This is a genomic window from Paenibacillus sp. DCT19 (genome assembly GCF_003268635.1).
Taxonomy (GTDB): Bacteria; Bacillota; Bacilli; order Paenibacillales; family Paenibacillaceae; genus Paenibacillus.
Genome location: NZ_CP029639.1, coordinates 1,077,356 through 1,092,021, shown reverse-complemented (window position 1 = coordinate 1,092,021; position 14,666 = coordinate 1,077,356). Strand labels below are relative to the sequence as shown.

General features: G+C 45.5%; 12 protein-coding genes. 4 read left to right on the top strand and 8 right to left on the bottom strand.

Annotation, left to right across the window (positions count from 1 at the left end):
* Nucleotides 1–421: 421 nt before the first annotated feature.
* Nucleotides 422–1,453 carry a PocR ligand-binding domain-containing protein gene (locus tag DMB88_RS04790; RefSeq protein ID WP_128100416.1) on the top strand — a complete coding sequence of 344 codons (1,032 nt, stop codon included), beginning with the start codon at nt 422–424 and terminating at the stop codon, nt 1,451–1,453.
* Nucleotides 1,454–1,554: 101 nt separating this feature from the next.
* Here the strand turns inward: DMB88_RS04790 and DMB88_RS04785 are convergent, their stop codons facing one another.
* From DMB88_RS04785 to DMB88_RS30805, 6 genes are all read right to left on the bottom strand, one after another.
* Entirely contained in the window at nt 1,555–2,028 is a 474-nt protein-coding gene (locus DMB88_RS04785) for an SMI1/KNR4 family protein (protein ID WP_164848610.1), read from the bottom strand.
* 148 nt (nt 2,029–2,176) lie between these two features.
* Complete coding sequence (locus tag DMB88_RS30815) at nt 2,177–2,923, bottom strand: discoidin domain-containing protein (protein WP_254438459.1); 747 nt, start codon at nt 2,921–2,923, stop codon at nt 2,177–2,179.
* Nucleotides 2,851–3,555, bottom strand: coding sequence for a dockerin (locus tag DMB88_RS30810; RefSeq protein ID WP_128100415.1), 705 nt, complete (start codon nt 3,553–3,555; stop codon nt 2,851–2,853). Before DMB88_RS30810 ends, DMB88_RS30815 begins: the two co-directional genes overlap by 73 nt.
* Nucleotides 3,556–3,899: 344 nt before the next feature.
* Entirely contained in the window at nt 3,900–4,997 is a 1,098-nt protein-coding gene (locus tag DMB88_RS04770; RefSeq protein ID WP_128100414.1) for a threonine aldolase family protein, read from the bottom strand.
* Complete coding sequence (locus DMB88_RS04765) at nt 4,982–5,701, bottom strand: LysR substrate-binding domain-containing protein (protein WP_254438458.1); 720 nt, start codon at nt 5,699–5,701, stop codon at nt 4,982–4,984. Before DMB88_RS04765 ends, DMB88_RS04770 begins: the two co-directional genes overlap by 16 nt.
* Nucleotides 5,674–5,895 (bottom strand): helix-turn-helix domain-containing protein, encoded by a 222-nt coding sequence (locus DMB88_RS30805; protein WP_254438457.1) that lies wholly within the window; start codon nt 5,893–5,895, stop codon nt 5,674–5,676. Before DMB88_RS30805 ends, DMB88_RS04765 begins: the two co-directional genes overlap by 28 nt.
* 138 nt (nt 5,896–6,033) lie before the next feature.
* On the opposite strand from DMB88_RS30805, the gene DMB88_RS04760 reads away from it, so the two are divergent.
* The 3 genes from DMB88_RS04760 (at nt 6,034) to DMB88_RS04750 (ending at nt 7,733) form a co-directional block, all read left to right on the top strand.
* A complete protein-coding gene (locus DMB88_RS04760) occupies nt 6,034–7,023 on the top strand; it encodes a quinone oxidoreductase family protein (RefSeq protein WP_128100413.1) in 990 nt (329 codons plus the stop codon).
* A gap of 67 nt (nt 7,024–7,090) precedes the next feature.
* A complete protein-coding gene (locus DMB88_RS04755) occupies nt 7,091–7,321 on the top strand; it encodes a bacteriocin immunity protein (protein WP_128100412.1) in 231 nt (76 codons plus the stop codon).
* Between the two features lie 22 nt (nt 7,322–7,343).
* Nucleotides 7,344–7,733 (top strand): hypothetical protein, encoded by a 390-nt coding sequence (locus DMB88_RS04750; RefSeq protein WP_128100411.1) that lies wholly within the window; start codon nt 7,344–7,346, stop codon nt 7,731–7,733.
* 116 nt (nt 7,734–7,849) lie between these two features.
* Here the strand turns inward: DMB88_RS04750 and DMB88_RS04745 are convergent, their stop codons facing one another.
* Both DMB88_RS04745 and DMB88_RS04740 read right to left on the bottom strand, forming a co-directional pair.
* A complete protein-coding gene (locus DMB88_RS04745; protein WP_128100410.1) occupies nt 7,850–11,935 on the bottom strand; it encodes an S-layer homology domain-containing protein in 4,086 nt (1,361 codons plus the stop codon).
* Between the two features lie 33 nt (nt 11,936–11,968).
* A complete protein-coding gene (locus DMB88_RS04740; protein ID WP_128100409.1) occupies nt 11,969–14,410 on the bottom strand; it encodes an S-layer homology domain-containing protein in 2,442 nt (813 codons plus the stop codon).
* Nucleotides 14,411–14,666: the final 256 nt, after the last annotated feature.

The window sequence follows — 14,666 nt, the reverse complement described above, 5'->3', positions numbered from 1 at the left end:
TACTACAATCATGGTATCTTATTGTCATGGGCTTTTTATACATTACCCATAGGCATTACATTTTAATATGTACAAATTCCTAACTTTTAGAGGTTGTTCAATAAGTCCGTTTTTGATTCACAGCATGAATATAAGTTCAATGTTTACACCTACCACTCCGATGACAGAATAACCTTCCGATCGCTGTTATCCCCAGATTTTTTTGCATTCCCTTCTTCAAAGGAAAAATCCGGTGATAGTCTATGCTTTCGAGGTAGCTTTCTTTCAGAAAGCTTTTAGGCGAACGCTTCGCTTCTTCACGTTATTTCTGTCCTCTCCGTTCTCGTGTAAAAAGTTTAGTTAACTTATATAACCAATTCAAACAAGAACATAACGTAGGACGACATACCGTCTTGATCCAGCCTGCTATGGAGGTTTCACCATGATTAAGGAATACTTGCATATTAATAAAATCCTTGACCTCACCAAATGGAAGCGGCTACAGGACTCACTTGCCACCGTGACGAAACTAGCCATCTTAACCGTGGATTATAAAGGGATTCCTGTAACCAGTCACAGTAGTTGTCAGGCGTTCTGCCAGAGTGTACGCAAAGATCCCGAGCTTCTTCCCTATTGCCAAAAATGTGACTCGCGCGGCGGTCTGGAAGCTGTTCGACTGAATGAACCCTATGTGTATCTATGTCATTTCAACATTGTAGATATTGCGATTCCCATCACGATAGACGGAAAATATATTGGGGCTGTCATGGCTGGACAAGTTAAGCTGGCTGACCCGGAGAAAGGCACCGATCTGGAACAGATCGTGACCTCCAAGAATGTACCGTTGCACGCCGAGAAGCTGAATGAGTTACAGGAAGAGTACGACCAGTTGCCGGTCATGACGTATGAAGAGGTTGTAAAAATTTCAAATATGCTGTCTCTGCTCTGCAACTATATTGTAGAGGAAGCGTTGAACAAAAATCTGCTCGTGGAAATGTTCGAGAAGGCTTCTGGCAATCAGCAATCACTGAACCTCGCGACCATCCTGCCAGGGTATTCCATCCGTAATATCGAATCCATCAAAAAAGAAATGACCAATGCAATTGCGGATGCTTATCTGAAAACGAGTCCTAATGAAGCCGAATCTGCCAATCCAGTGCTACAGCCTGCCTTTGAATACATTCATAGTCACAAAAGCGAGCAGGTCTCGTTAAAACATATGGCTGATCTCTGTCACCTGAGCCCAAGTTATTTCAGTCGCTTATTCGCCAAGGAAACGGGTGAAAACTTCACAACTTATCTGGCTAAACTCAAGATTAAATGGGCCAAGCAATTACTTGAGGTGACCGACATGCCTGTCTCTCAGATTAGTGACGAACTGGGTTTCAACGAATCAGGTTATTTTATCAAAATCTTCAAGAAGTTCGAGGAAATTACCCCTGCCCTTTATCGTAAATACATTCAGAAGCAATAAGCCCCAGATCCGAATGAATTCCAAACAGGAAAGAGGTGATGCTCCATCACCTCTACATTAGTCCGCACTTCGCCGGAATCCATCACTTCTCTCCCGCTCATCTATGATTTCATCTGTTCCTCAACCCATATTGCTGATTCCGCCAGCATCGTCATTAATTCATTAAAATCAACAGCAATGTTCTCAAGGGGAAGCTCGTACGCATCATGAACCAGCATCAACACTTTGCCAGAGGTCCGATCCAGTATAGCGATACTCCCCTCACCAAACCCGCCAATTGGAAACGGCTCAAGTTCAGCTGGAAGATCGTATTCAAGCTTGTACTCGCGGTACACATCCAAGAACTCGGGATACGCCCAGTCTAACTCTTTTACCGAATACAAGGCAGGATCACCGAAGTTGCATGCACCGAATTCGAGTAAAAGCGCGCGATAAGCTGCGGGAATATGCACGTTATACTTTTGCTCAAAAGCCTCTACATCCTGCTCTGTGTTAGGCTTGCATTCCTTACCCATGGTGGTCTGATAAGCCTTCTTTAAAAGATTACGAATCGGTTCCCATTCTATCAACGTCACATGAACTCCCCTTTTAATAATTGATGAGGCACATTCGTCTAACTTTCGTTATTTGTCCATCTTTTCCTGCAAAAAGCGGCTAAATCAGAACTTTCGCCACTGATTAGCCGCTATGTGTTTAGATCAACGCGTACTGCTTACGTATCGTTTATAACGCAATACCAGTTACCTTCCATTCTAGAATGCCTGTAGAAGCTGTGCTGCTGGACAAGATTTGCAGACGGATTTTGGTCGTGCTCACTGGATCAAAGGTGGTTGTATTATACATATCCGCTCGAGTTCCCCGACCGTTGGCATTCTTCACCTCACGCCATGCATTGCCATCCCAATACTCAATTTTATATGAACGAGGTACATCAATGCCACCGCCATCTTTGAACCAGTACACATCTGTCTGTGACAAAGTATAGGCGAGATCAAAGTCATACTGCACCCAATGTGTACCCATCTCTGGCCAGTTCCCATATACTTTTTGCGTGCGATCATTGGAATGTGCCGGATCTAGCCCGTCATTTAGGGCAACAACCGTTTCCCATGGAGAAACATAGGACGTGGTTACTTTGGCGCGAGGGGCTACATTCATAGGCTGATTAGTTGACGGCACAAGCGGGAAACGTGCCGTGTCCTTTTTCAACTGGCTCCACGTATATCGCAATAACCAGGCATCCCAATTCGTTATCGTAGACGAATTCCCTGCCCACATAATGGTTGGCATCGGAAACCCACCCGGCGGACGATCCGGTACTTCATAGAAATCTGGCATGCCGAAGCCATGTCCAATCTCATGCTCTGTAATTTGGATTTCAGTATCATTTACGGTTCTTAGTATGTAATCATCGGAAACCCGCTGCCCCCAGTCTCCCCGGCGCCACCGCCAAAATTGGACGTTCCCCACAAGTACATGTCAAAGCGTTTGTCCAAGCCACCCGGATATACATAGTTCGGATTCATAAAATGTTCAAATCGTGACAATGCATCTGGCGCATATGGCAGAGCTGCTGGGATCCTAGGATCAGACTTACTTAGTTCATCCACAGTTGTGGTGGTGTACACATTTTCATTCGATTGCTTGTCCAGAACCTGTGCAGGATTCACTACGGCCCAACCGACGACTTTTACCTCGATATCCCCATAGGGCCAACCATCATAACCCTTCAGATGCCTCGTCCAGTTGTTCATTTGCCGTCCCAGCATCTTCTCGATATCCTTACGCTGCTGCAGCGTCACATTCTTGGTAGACTGCCAGCGCACCACATAGTTAATCGTTCCTTGACCTGCAAAAATCTGATCATAGATTAGATTCCTCCGATTCAACGAACCCTCCTTAATCATACGATTGGTGTACACCCACTCAATGGACGATCTTAATTCGGAAGGCATATCTGATAGTACAGCACTGATGGATACATCAGAATTAGCTCCAGCAGCAGACACCTCTCCAGACCATGCCGTGCTTCCTCCCAGCAGTGTTGCAGTTAAGGCAAACGACATTACCGCTAACGTGCATTTTTGGCGTGAAAACATCATCTTCATCCTTTCTCCCTTCATTTTTGTGTTCTACTTTCGCTTCACTCCAGCTTCCTTATGGAATATATTGTCTTTAATATTTTACATTATAAAGAAAATATTGGAATACATCTGTATACCTGTTTTTGTTACTGATTCATGCATTCGTTTAAATTAATCCTGTGATCAGATCGGTCTTTGGACTAATTGCAGATGCTCGTTTATGAAAGTAGTTTTCATAGACAGTCGGAAGATGTGTATAAGCACACAAAACACCCTGTCCAGCATGTGGACAAGGCGGCTCAACATCATTTTATTGATTTCATACTATATCGTTTCGTTCTTTCAATTTTCTCTCACACTTTTTATCTGGTCTGTTTGCTCAGCTCTATATCCAACCATGTCAGCGCTGCTCGCAGCTTATCCTGTGGTATGTGCTCATAACGATCACCCATAGAGAGTTCGAAGGCACAACTGTTCCCGCTTGTTTTGTTCAAATATGACGTAATGCCTATCCCGTAATGCTGCGTCATCTGCACAAGCAGAGGTTCTACCTCCGAAGCTGCAAGTGCAATGTGAACATGGAACATATTCGATACCGGAACTTCAGGTAAAGTACGTATGCCATGACATGCGTTCAATAAGGCAGCCAGTTCTTTAGCCTGCTCGTAATATAGCTGCATTTTGCCAATTCGTTCATTGTAGTAGTATTGCGAACTTAGAATATATGGATATAGGCCAATTAGATCGCCACCGTGACGCCGTTTCCATACCTTAGACTCCTCCATCACATCCGCGTCTCCAGCAAGGATTGCCCCTGCAATCCCACCAATGCCTTTATAAAAGGATACGTATACACTATCAAATAGACTGCATATCTCAGCAGGTGTCTTCTGATAATAAGGTGTAATCTCGAACAGGCGCGCGCCATCCAGATGCAGCTTGATTCCACGTTCACGACAATACGCTGAGATGGACTCCAGTTCTTCGTAACTTGGCAATTGCCCACCAATCTCCCGCTGCGGCAGCTCAAGTAAGAGACAAGCAATCTCCTGCTCCAATCCTTGTACATCTTCTAATCGAATGAGCCGATCCTGATCTGCCAGTAAAATAGTTTCAATCTGATGCAGCTCCTTCAGCCCATCTTCCTCATGAATCTCCAGATGAGCCAGCGGGTGATAAGCAACTCGTTTCAGCCCTTGGCGATCACACCAGATCCGCAATGCAATCTGCTGTGCCATCGTTCCACTTGGGAAAAATACAGCCGCTTCCTTACCTAGCACATCAGCCATCTGCTGTTGAAAATTATCGATGACGGCACCGTTGCCATAGTGGTCACTCGTCAGCTCTCCATCCACATGCATGAACGCTTCTTGAAGAACTCTAATCTTCCGGCTTCCGTGACCGCCAATAATATACTTCGCATTCTGAAATGCATCAGCTAACGTTAGGGATGATTCCATCCATTATTCACTCCTTCTATTGAATAGGTGTCCTTCTCGTCTGTCTTCAACAATGATAACCACGCACGCATAGCTCCCGACAAATGCTCACTATGGGAATAGACAAACCCCACTTCCAGTCTGCAGTAAGGCTCAGGCAATGAGTAGATATGCACTTCGCCTCTGGATTGCGCTTGAACCACAGTGGAGCGTGGCAGAAGCGATACACCTAGCCCAGCAGAGACGCCATGTATGATATTGTCTAACGTCCCATACTCGGTAACTTGTATGGTTTGCACACCTTGATCCCTGAGTAATGCCTCTGCCTGCTCTCGATGTGTACAGCCTACTTCGAAGAACAGCATCGGTTGGCTCAACCATTCTTGGAGTCCATATGATTCCTGTGCTCTAGGCTCTGCGATCAGTACCAATTCTTCTTCAAGCACCTTCATATAGTTCAGATCGGGAATATTCTGTGGACCATAGATGAATGCGCCGTGCACCTCATGCCGAATGACCTTTTGCATCAATTCATGGGTTCCACCCGTCGCCAGTGCGAGTTGCACATCCGGATAGCGTGAACGATACGCTGCCAATAGCGGAGTTAACAACTTCGATGCTGCCGTCTCAATCGATCCCAGACGAAGTGAACCTACAGGTTTATCCCCTATTAACACCGATTGCTCCGCTTCATAGATCAGACTGACAATTTTGTCTGCGTACAAAAGCAGATTCTCACCCGCAGGTGTGAGCGACATCCCCGATTAGACCGTCGAAATAGAGGGGCCTGCAGCTGTTCTTCGAGCTGTCTGATCCGTGTTGTCACATTGGACTGCACATAATTCAGTGCTATTGCAGCTTTGCTGATACTGCCTTCGCGGGCAACCGCCTGAAATATTTTCAAATCTCCTGCATCCATGCCCTAATCACCTGCTTATTATCTATCATCGTTTTTGATATTCACCTTCATTTTTGTTCATTTTACGTGAATCTCTCCCATCTGTACAATGAGGCTCAATACGCAACGTTATACCACACACAAGGAGGAAAAAGAGAGATGAAAGCTATGATGCATGCTGAGCATACCGGACGTCAAGGTCTTCAATTCACATCAACAACAGCACGAGCACCAGGGGATGGCGAGGTACAGATCCAATTGAGATCCGCTGGAATTAACCACCGTGATCTGTTTATTATGGCAGCACGTACCGGTCAGGATGAGCCGCTCATTCTTGGATCAGATGGGGCAGGAATCATTGTCGAGATCGGAACAGGTGTGCACGATATATCTGTAGGCGACGAAGTTGTAATCCATCCAACCCTTCATTGGGAGCACGCTGTTGATGTGCCCACTGTCCCGGATATTGTAGGTGGCCCTACCCATGGAACTCTCGCACAATATATTACGCTACCTGCTAGAAATGCCTTGCCCAAACCTTCTCATCTATCATGGGAGGAAGCAGGTGTGTTATCCCTTTCAGCCTTGACCGCGTACCGCGCCTTATTTACTCGTGGTGCGCTTCAGCCAGGCGAACATATTCTTATTCCGGGGATCGGCGGAGGTGTAGCAACCTATGCCCTGCTCATGGCTATTGCCGCAGGTGCCAAAGTAACGGTTACTTCAAGAAGCGAGGCTAAGAGAAAACAGGCTCTTCACTTGGGTGCTTCCCAAGCACTCGATAGTCATGACGATTGGCATCTCTATAGCGATCTTGAACCGGTTGACATGATTTTGGATAGTATCGGACAAACGTTGTTCCCAAAATATTTTGATATAATTAGACCAGGTGGACGCATCGTCATGTACGGAGCAAGCTCAGGAGATGATCTGACGGTGCCAATCCGTTCGATCTTTTTCCCACAAGTGAGCCTGATCGGAACCTCTATGGGTAGCCGTGAAGAATTTGCGCAGATGCTGCAATGGCTGGAGAAACATGACATTCATCCGGTGATCGATCGGATCTATTCGTTACAGGACACCGCTGAGGCGTTTGAACGTATGGCTAATGGAGAGCAGTTCGGCAATCTCGCCATCCTTGTGGATTGAAGTCTGAGTTGGTGGAGCTTCATTAATGAATGACCATGACAAGAATAAATCTTATGGGGGTGTACATATGACTGAAGTTACTCGTATAGAGCTGATCGAATGGGTTCGTAAGCTGATGAACGCGGAAGGAACAGAGGCAGAGTTAGATGATATGTTAAATGAGCTACAGCAACAGTTGCCTTATACAGAGATCAGCAATCTTATTTACTGGGATGATCGAGCCCTGTCTCCTGAGCAGATCGTAGAAGAAGCACTCGCTGCCCGTCCTATCCAGCTTCCGCCCCCGTCCCAATCATAAGGATAAGGAGGAGACGCCTACAATGACGGATGTATCCAATAACAGTAACCATGAACGAGACAACCATAATGAACTTGGCGAGCATTCAACCCGCCCAATTCACCTTACCCAAGGGGAGATCAACGCGCTGGAGAAAGCGATTATGTATCTCAAGTTTGAATGCAACGAGACGGATTCGCTCCTTTACGCAGGTAGCCCCTTACTGAACAGCGTATTGGAAAAGGCGCGTGATGCAAGTCAATTCGGAGAGTTTGCGAAGGACTTCCACTCACGTCCTAATGCATATGCGGAGACATTCATGCGTGACAAGTTAGAACGCTCCTATGCAGAAGAATTAGCGCCGCGGGAGCGATCCACAGCACAACAAGCTGAAATTCTTCGCTCATGTATGTTTCCATATCCGGTGAAATAAAGAAATCTCTATACTCGTAGGTTGAGTATAGAGATTTCTTCATGTTTAGGTTAAGAAGACGTTTGATTCAATTCGTTCGAACGACTGGTCACGGGTTCTTGTGGTTGATTACAATCCTACGGATTGTGGTAACCGATGTACTGGATCGTCCCTTTCGGAAACTCGTTCCATTCACCCGTTAACGAGAACTGTTGTGAACCTGTATAGATACCACCTTTACGAACAATGGTTCCGCCAGCAGGCATAAATCTCTCATGTGAATTAGGGTCACCTAATACATCTACAACTCGTCCATCCTTTTTGAGAACCAATGCAACGACATTGTACTCATTCGGATTAACAGGATTATATAAAGGTAGCTCGCTATTATAATAGCCAAAATGGGTATCATCCATAAAATCATAATACGCAAAATTAATATAAATCCCAGGCATATTAGCAGGAATATCATATAAATTTTCTGTCACTATTCTCTTCGTGGAGGCTTGGTTCATCCATTGATGCACTTCCAATTGATACCCTGACGCTTTGAGGGACGGATCGCCACCTCCCGTGTAATGCACTTGCACAACAACTTTCTCGGCGCCTGCATCCACATATTGCGAGAAGAATAGCTCTGGCGTTCCTTGAGCTGTCGAATTCACCTGAACCACTACAGCTCGGCCATCATTACCGATAATCCAGAACAATAGCGGAGATACGGTTAAAGGAATTTGAGAAGAAGGAATAATATCTGGCCCTGTAAAGGTCGAATATGCCGTGCCGCTGTAAAGTTGGAAACTCGATTGACCAGGAAACCAAACGGATGCTGCAAAGGTCAGCGGATCTCTTACACCGGACTTGGTGCTAACCTGTATGACACCACTGTTTACCAGAGTAGCGGTACGAACATTAAAGGTGTAGTCCACCTTCCCACCTTTTCCATCATCCGCAGTCACTGTCAAGGGAGCAACCGCGTTCCCTGTTCCTGGTTTCAGCGTCAGCATACTACCATTAATACTAGCATCCACCGCTTCATTCGAACTGTTGCTAATCGTGAATTGTAATGAATCCCCGTCTGGATCACTGAACAACTGCCCCAGATCAAATGTGCGATCATTCGTTACATTCGGCGTTAGAACTTGGTCGTAAATGGTACTTACAACCTCAGGTACCGTGTTAGAGCTAGCGTGTTCCCCTTGTACGACCAGTCCTACGAGTGCTTGTTCACTTCGCCCGCTCTGATCATGCAGCATGAACACTACCTTCGTATTCCCTTCTGCAACAGGGGTGATTTTCACCTGTAAACCGTCAGTAGATACAGTAGCAATATTTTCATTTAGTGTTATAGCATTGACTGACAATGTACTTGAATCAAAGCCCGATAGGTATGGAGCAAGATCCATATCCAGCGTAGTCCAAGGCCATGTTATGGTTTGATCTGGAATCGTAGCAATCGATCCAGCTTCGACCACCGTTACGTCTATATACGTTACCGTCTCTTGCCCTTGAGGATCACTTGCAACGACCTTAATCTTCGTTGTCCCTGTCTGAATAGCATGTAGAGTCAACTCATTGTCCGCTACGCTCGGTTCCAACATCGATACATCATCGGGATTGTCCAAGGATGCAACGTAGTTCAACTCTTCGCCCTCTGGATCTATGAAATAGTTAGACAATTCAATGATCCGATCGCTTTTTCCAAGAACAACGAATTGCTTGGGCGGGCTATCTGTCAGAACTGGAGGCTGATTCGGCATGGACAACACCTCTACCTCAAATGATTCACTCACGATACCGCCGTTGCCATCGTTAACTGTGTATGCAATGGTGTATGTTCCGAGTTGGAGAGCAGATAGAGTCAGTACTCCTGCATCCTCTTCAACGGCAAGACCGGCTGGGTTGGAGGACGATGCGGTATACGTCAAAGGATCACCGTCTGGGTCAGTATAATGCTCATTTAAGTTTGTTCCAGGAATTACATCCCCTAGGTATACATCAACTTTTGCAGGAATTGCACCTACAGGTACACGGTTAACATGTGGCAGAACAACAATTCTCAACTCCACTTCTGTCACACCTGTACTACCATCATCGGCAACCTGCTGATCATCCACTTTAACTTTAAGTACAGTTTCCCCTACCTTTTTGGGTGTTAATTTCAATATCGTGCCGTTCACTTCTGTACCAACGATGTCCGAGTCCGTGTTGGTTACACTATATAGCAGCTCTGATTCATACTTCTCATCATCCATGAAATAGATGCTAAGATCCACGTTCTTGCTGTCTGATCCCGCGTGAATTTCTTGATCTGGAATAGGTGATGCCAAAGGTGATGCGTTTACGTTAACCTCAAATGTGGATCTTAATCTTTTGCCTCGACCATCATTTGAAGCAATCGTAATTGTAGCCATGCCGTGCTCTAATGGAACAATATTTAATTGAGTTCCTGTAAGCACTACCTTGGCAACGGACGATTTGGATGAGCTAACAGTGTAGGATATCACGTCACCATCCGGGTCGGTCACATATTCGTTCAGGTTTAACGATGCCGCCTGTCCATTGGCCGTCAATTTGCGATTTTCGAATGGCTTGATTAGTTCAGGCGAACGATTCGCCACAACCGGTGGCGCTTCACTGCCACCACCACCGCTGCTACTGCCAGTGCCAGCTCCACTTGCTCCTCCAGAAGAAGATGTCGGTGTTGTACTTGTTGTAGTCGTGCCTGTATTTCCACTTATTGCGGATGAGGCTACTCCCGCAGCCAAAGAAACATCAGACACCTTTACATTACCAGCTACATTAATTTGGGAAGCAGGATTGTTAACTTGAAGCTGTTGGACGGTACCTGCAGCATTCAAGCTTATTGCACCCGTTCCCTCTACTTTAAGTTGCTGGATCGCAACGTTACCATTCAGTTGCAAAGGCTTCGTTGAATCCAGAATAACAGTACCGATAGCTCCTTTCAGCTCTACCTGGCTCGGCCCTTCAACAATCGTTAAGAGTGGAAGCGTTGCGGTTGCTGCAATATCAACTGTACTATTAGATTCCACACTCACCTCTTGAGCGCTGGTATTCCCCGTAAGAGCAACATGCACATCGGTTTTGTTGATACCTACAGTGTTCAGAACGGAGTTATCAAATACAACCGTATTGGGATCACCACCATGAACCAACACGGACTGTTCTACTTTAATATTCTGGGCGTAAAAATCATGCTCCATCTCAGGGGCAATTCTCAGCTTGCCTTTCACTGTAAGTCCCTGTACAGAAGTGAAATCTGCCTTAATCGTCAAATCTCCATTCAATACGGCTCCGTTACCATTCAATAACAAATTATTACTGAATTCCGGTTTACCTTCGGCCGCTTCTAAGCCACCCGTTCTGATCTCCAGTTCATTAATTTCAGTAATGGTTCGCTTATGACTTATGAACTTTATTCCAGCTTGGTTCAATATCGCCTTATTACCTTCATACAGAAGACCCGCCACTTGTTCAGAGGCTTGATAGGTGACTCCATTGATCTGAATCTGATTTCCATGAATGGACTGAACCACAGATAGGCGTGTTTCTGGAAACATAGCCGACAGCAACATTCCGACAGCTTCGCTTCGAACAAGTCCTTGTTTAACTTTAAGTTCTCCTTGATACTCGCTTAGAAGATTCGCCTTCTCCGCCGTTTCAATATACGGAGTCGCCCATGAACTTGCCCCTTTCCAATCCGAGGAAAGAGAACCTTTCTGAGCTTCTTGTTTGGCAAAGGAAGATGCTCTTACCAAAACCGTCACAAGTTCCTGCCCTGTAATCGGTGCATGAGGGCGGTAACTCCCTTGAGCATCCCCCTGTAACAGTCCAGCCTGCTTAACCGCTTGAATGTACGGTGCTGACCAGCTATTAGATGGGACATCGGCAAAAGGAGCTGATGCTTGTTTATTTACCGTTAACCCAAGCGATTGAGCCAATATAACCGCCAATTCTTGGCGAGTAATCCGATCGTTCGCCCGAACATCTCCGTTAGGGTCACCTTTAACGATTCCCATTGATACTGCCCTACTCATTGCATCGTTCAACTTCGTGTTGTTGGAATCTTGCGCAACCGATGATACGCCAGACGCAGACATAGCCTGCGCCCCTAACTTATCATATTGTGCAGATACGGGTACAGCATTGGAAAGTAGTAATGCGATTAAGGTGAGCTGTACAGTTCTGCTTATTTTGGACATAGAGGTGCTCCTTCAAAATGTAATCATTCCATATTATGGCGTAGGATTGATGGATGTATAGTTGCCTAGACCGTCATAGTGGTTAGCACCTTGTTCAATCCATTGGGTTGCATCATAGGATGTATCTCCATGCACAATGCCGGTTGTTCTCGTAATCGATTGAGCTGGCTTCATCATGGCAGTATCCAGAGGGTTATCCTGACCATTTTGATAGAGTTGTAAGATAAACTCTTGAGGGTTCAACTGATCCACGTTAAAAGAGATATAGTATTGATCGTCTTCGTCTATCGGGAAACCTGTAGAGTTATCTGCAATAACCAATGTGTTATAAGGTTGAATCGTCGTCCCACTTGCAAATTCAATTGGATCTCCACCATCACTACGTTTAATAGAATAACTGGATAGGTCAATTTCTTTCGAAGTCGGATTGTATAGTTCAATTGCTTGAGTTTCCTCATCTCCCCATACAACCTCTGAAATAAACAGCCCCTTACCCGCATCCGGATCTGCCACATTAACCGTAAATGTAGTCTGCGTGCTTAGAAGAGTAGGGTCGGTAGCTTTCACTGTAATCGTCGCTGAACCAGCTTTATCCTTGAAATTTAACGTCAACGTATCGGCTTGCACACTTGTCTCTACTACTGACGGGTCAGAAGAAACTGCCGTATACGTGAGGGAGTCTCCGTTTATATCACCAAACACACCTGTCAATTGAACCGGTTTACTCACTGTGCCCATATCAACATTCACTGTGTCCAGTGTTTTTAACACATAAGGAGGCAATGGTATATTGATCGGTGGAATAATAATTGGCGGAATGGTGATTGGTGGGATCGGCGGTACTGGTGGTAAGAGAACTGGCATAACCACGTAATTAAAAGATGCCGTTACACTACCTCCTTTGCCATCCGTAGCTTCTACCTTAACCGCTGTAGTCCCCACTGATATAGGTGAAATTCCTAATGTTGAGCCCTGGATACTTGCACTAGCGATGCCCTGATTGATCTCCTTAATCTCATAACTCAATTCATCCTCATCCGGATCGGAAAATACAGTTGTAAGATCAATTTGTTGGACAAGACTTCCCACAATCACCGTTCTATTCATAATAGTGGCTTTGACAACAGGCGCTTGATTTTCCGGAGTCGGAGGTACAACAACAGGCGGCTCTGGTTGTGGTTCCGGTTGTGGTTCTGGCTGCGGTTCCGGTTGTGGTTGCGGCTGTGGTACTGGTGATGGCGATGACGATCCACCAGATGAACCTGCACTCGCAGTGCTTGTACCCTGATTACTGGATGGTGCACTCGCAGAAGGCGTATTGCGAATGATCTGTGAGGCTACTCCGCCTTGTGGAAGCGTCACTTTGTCTGTTTTTACACTCGTAGGCAGTTGAATAAGAGACTTCACATCTTTCAGCACAATTTCTTTCCACGTGCCAGTTCCGAGAACAGTCACCTTGTCCATTGTATCTACCGTTACAGAGTTGATATCGCCATCAATCGTGATTGAGGCTACACCTGGTTTCAAAATAACCCGGGACAATGTATCGGCTTTCAAAACAACGTGATCTGCTGACACGGAGACAGTCCCATGATAGGAGGTTCCTTTCAGATCCAAAGTGACGGAATCTTTAGCCGTACCTGTCTGGGTAACCTGAATTTCTGACACAGAAGATAAATTACGTGTGCGTGCGTCATACGTGATAACAGCGTTCTGTAGTGCTGCTTGGTTTTTCTCATTCAAAATGCTTTGCAATTCCTTGCTAATGACGAAAGGACGTCCATCAACGTAGGCAACATCGCCGTCTAATTTCGTTAACGAGGCTGTCCGCTCTCCCGTCTGGAATACGTCTACCAAAACTTTGGCAATATCTTGCCGTTCCACATAGGCTTTGGATTCGAACTTGCCTTCACTTGAATCCAACAAACCCAGCTTCAATGCTGTATGTACCTGTTCTTTGGCCCAACCACTCACTGTAGCTTCGTCCGAAAGCGTCTGTTCTTGGCCGCCTTTGGCACCTTGTGTTCCTGTGACTCTTACCAAAATCGATGCAAGCTCTTCCCTACGAATCGGATCATTGGCACGGAAGTTCCCGGATTTATCTCCAGTCATCCATCCTGCTTTTTGGATGGCTTCAATATAAGGCGTAGCCCAATCTGAATTTTTGACCCCAGTATTCAATGTTTCTTGAATGGTTAACTGTGATGCTTTGGCTAACAATACAGCCATCTCTCTGCGAGTCAAATGCTGGCGTGGATGAAATGACCCATCCGGGTAGCCTGAAATTAACCCTTGATTAACCGCTTCCTGCACCGCTTGCAGAGAAGTGGAACGAATCTCCGTTTGATCGGTAAAAACCGATGTTGTCTGACCCTGTGCTCCCCCTGCTAGATCTGCTGCATTAGCGAGTTGAGTACTCGACAGCATGCCCACTATAACCGAAGTCAGCAACACTTTTTTCCAATCCTGATTCATGTACGTTTCCTCCCAAAGAAACTCGTTTTCGGCACATAGCTTATCAGGATGTTCTGAACAAATTCTGAACAGAAATGCTAACAGTAGTTCCAATTTAAAGGAGCTTCTCCAACGGGATTCTCTGAAGTTTCATTTAACATTGAAGATGAATGCAGGATTTTCTTTTTTTATTAATAATGGGTCTGACATAGATTCAGTTATAGAAAATATTCTTTTTTTGAAATAACGTGCCTCTAACTAAAAATTCGTTATAATG

Bases quoted from the DNA above. Each gene is read 5' to 3' on its own strand.
- DMB88_RS04790 (WP_128100416.1), top strand. From the start codon at position 422: ATGATTAAGGAATACTTGCATATTAATAAAATCCTTGACCTCACCAAA.
- DMB88_RS30810 (WP_128100415.1), bottom strand. From the start codon at position 3,555: ATGATGTTTTCACGCCAAAAATGCACGTTAGCGGTAATGTCGTTTGCC.
- DMB88_RS04770 (WP_128100414.1), bottom strand. From the start codon at position 4,997: ATGGAATCATCCCTAACGTTAGCTGATGCATTTCAGAATGCGAAGTAT.
- DMB88_RS30805 (WP_254438457.1), bottom strand. From the start codon at position 5,895: ATGGATGCAGGAGATTTGAAAATATTTCAGGCGGTTGCCCGCGAAGGC.
- DMB88_RS04760 (WP_128100413.1), top strand. From the start codon at position 6,034: ATGAAAGCTATGATGCATGCTGAGCATACCGGACGTCAAGGTCTTCAA.
- DMB88_RS04755 (WP_128100412.1), top strand. From the start codon at position 7,091: ATGACTGAAGTTACTCGTATAGAGCTGATCGAATGGGTTCGTAAGCTG.
- DMB88_RS04750 (WP_128100411.1), top strand. From the start codon at position 7,344: ATGACGGATGTATCCAATAACAGTAACCATGAACGAGACAACCATAAT.
- DMB88_RS04745 (WP_128100410.1), bottom strand. From the start codon at position 11,935: ATGTCCAAAATAAGCAGAACTGTACAGCTCACCTTAATCGCATTACTA.
- DMB88_RS04740 (WP_128100409.1), bottom strand. From the start codon at position 14,410: ATGAATCAGGATTGGAAAAAAGTGTTGCTGACTTCGGTTATAGTGGGC.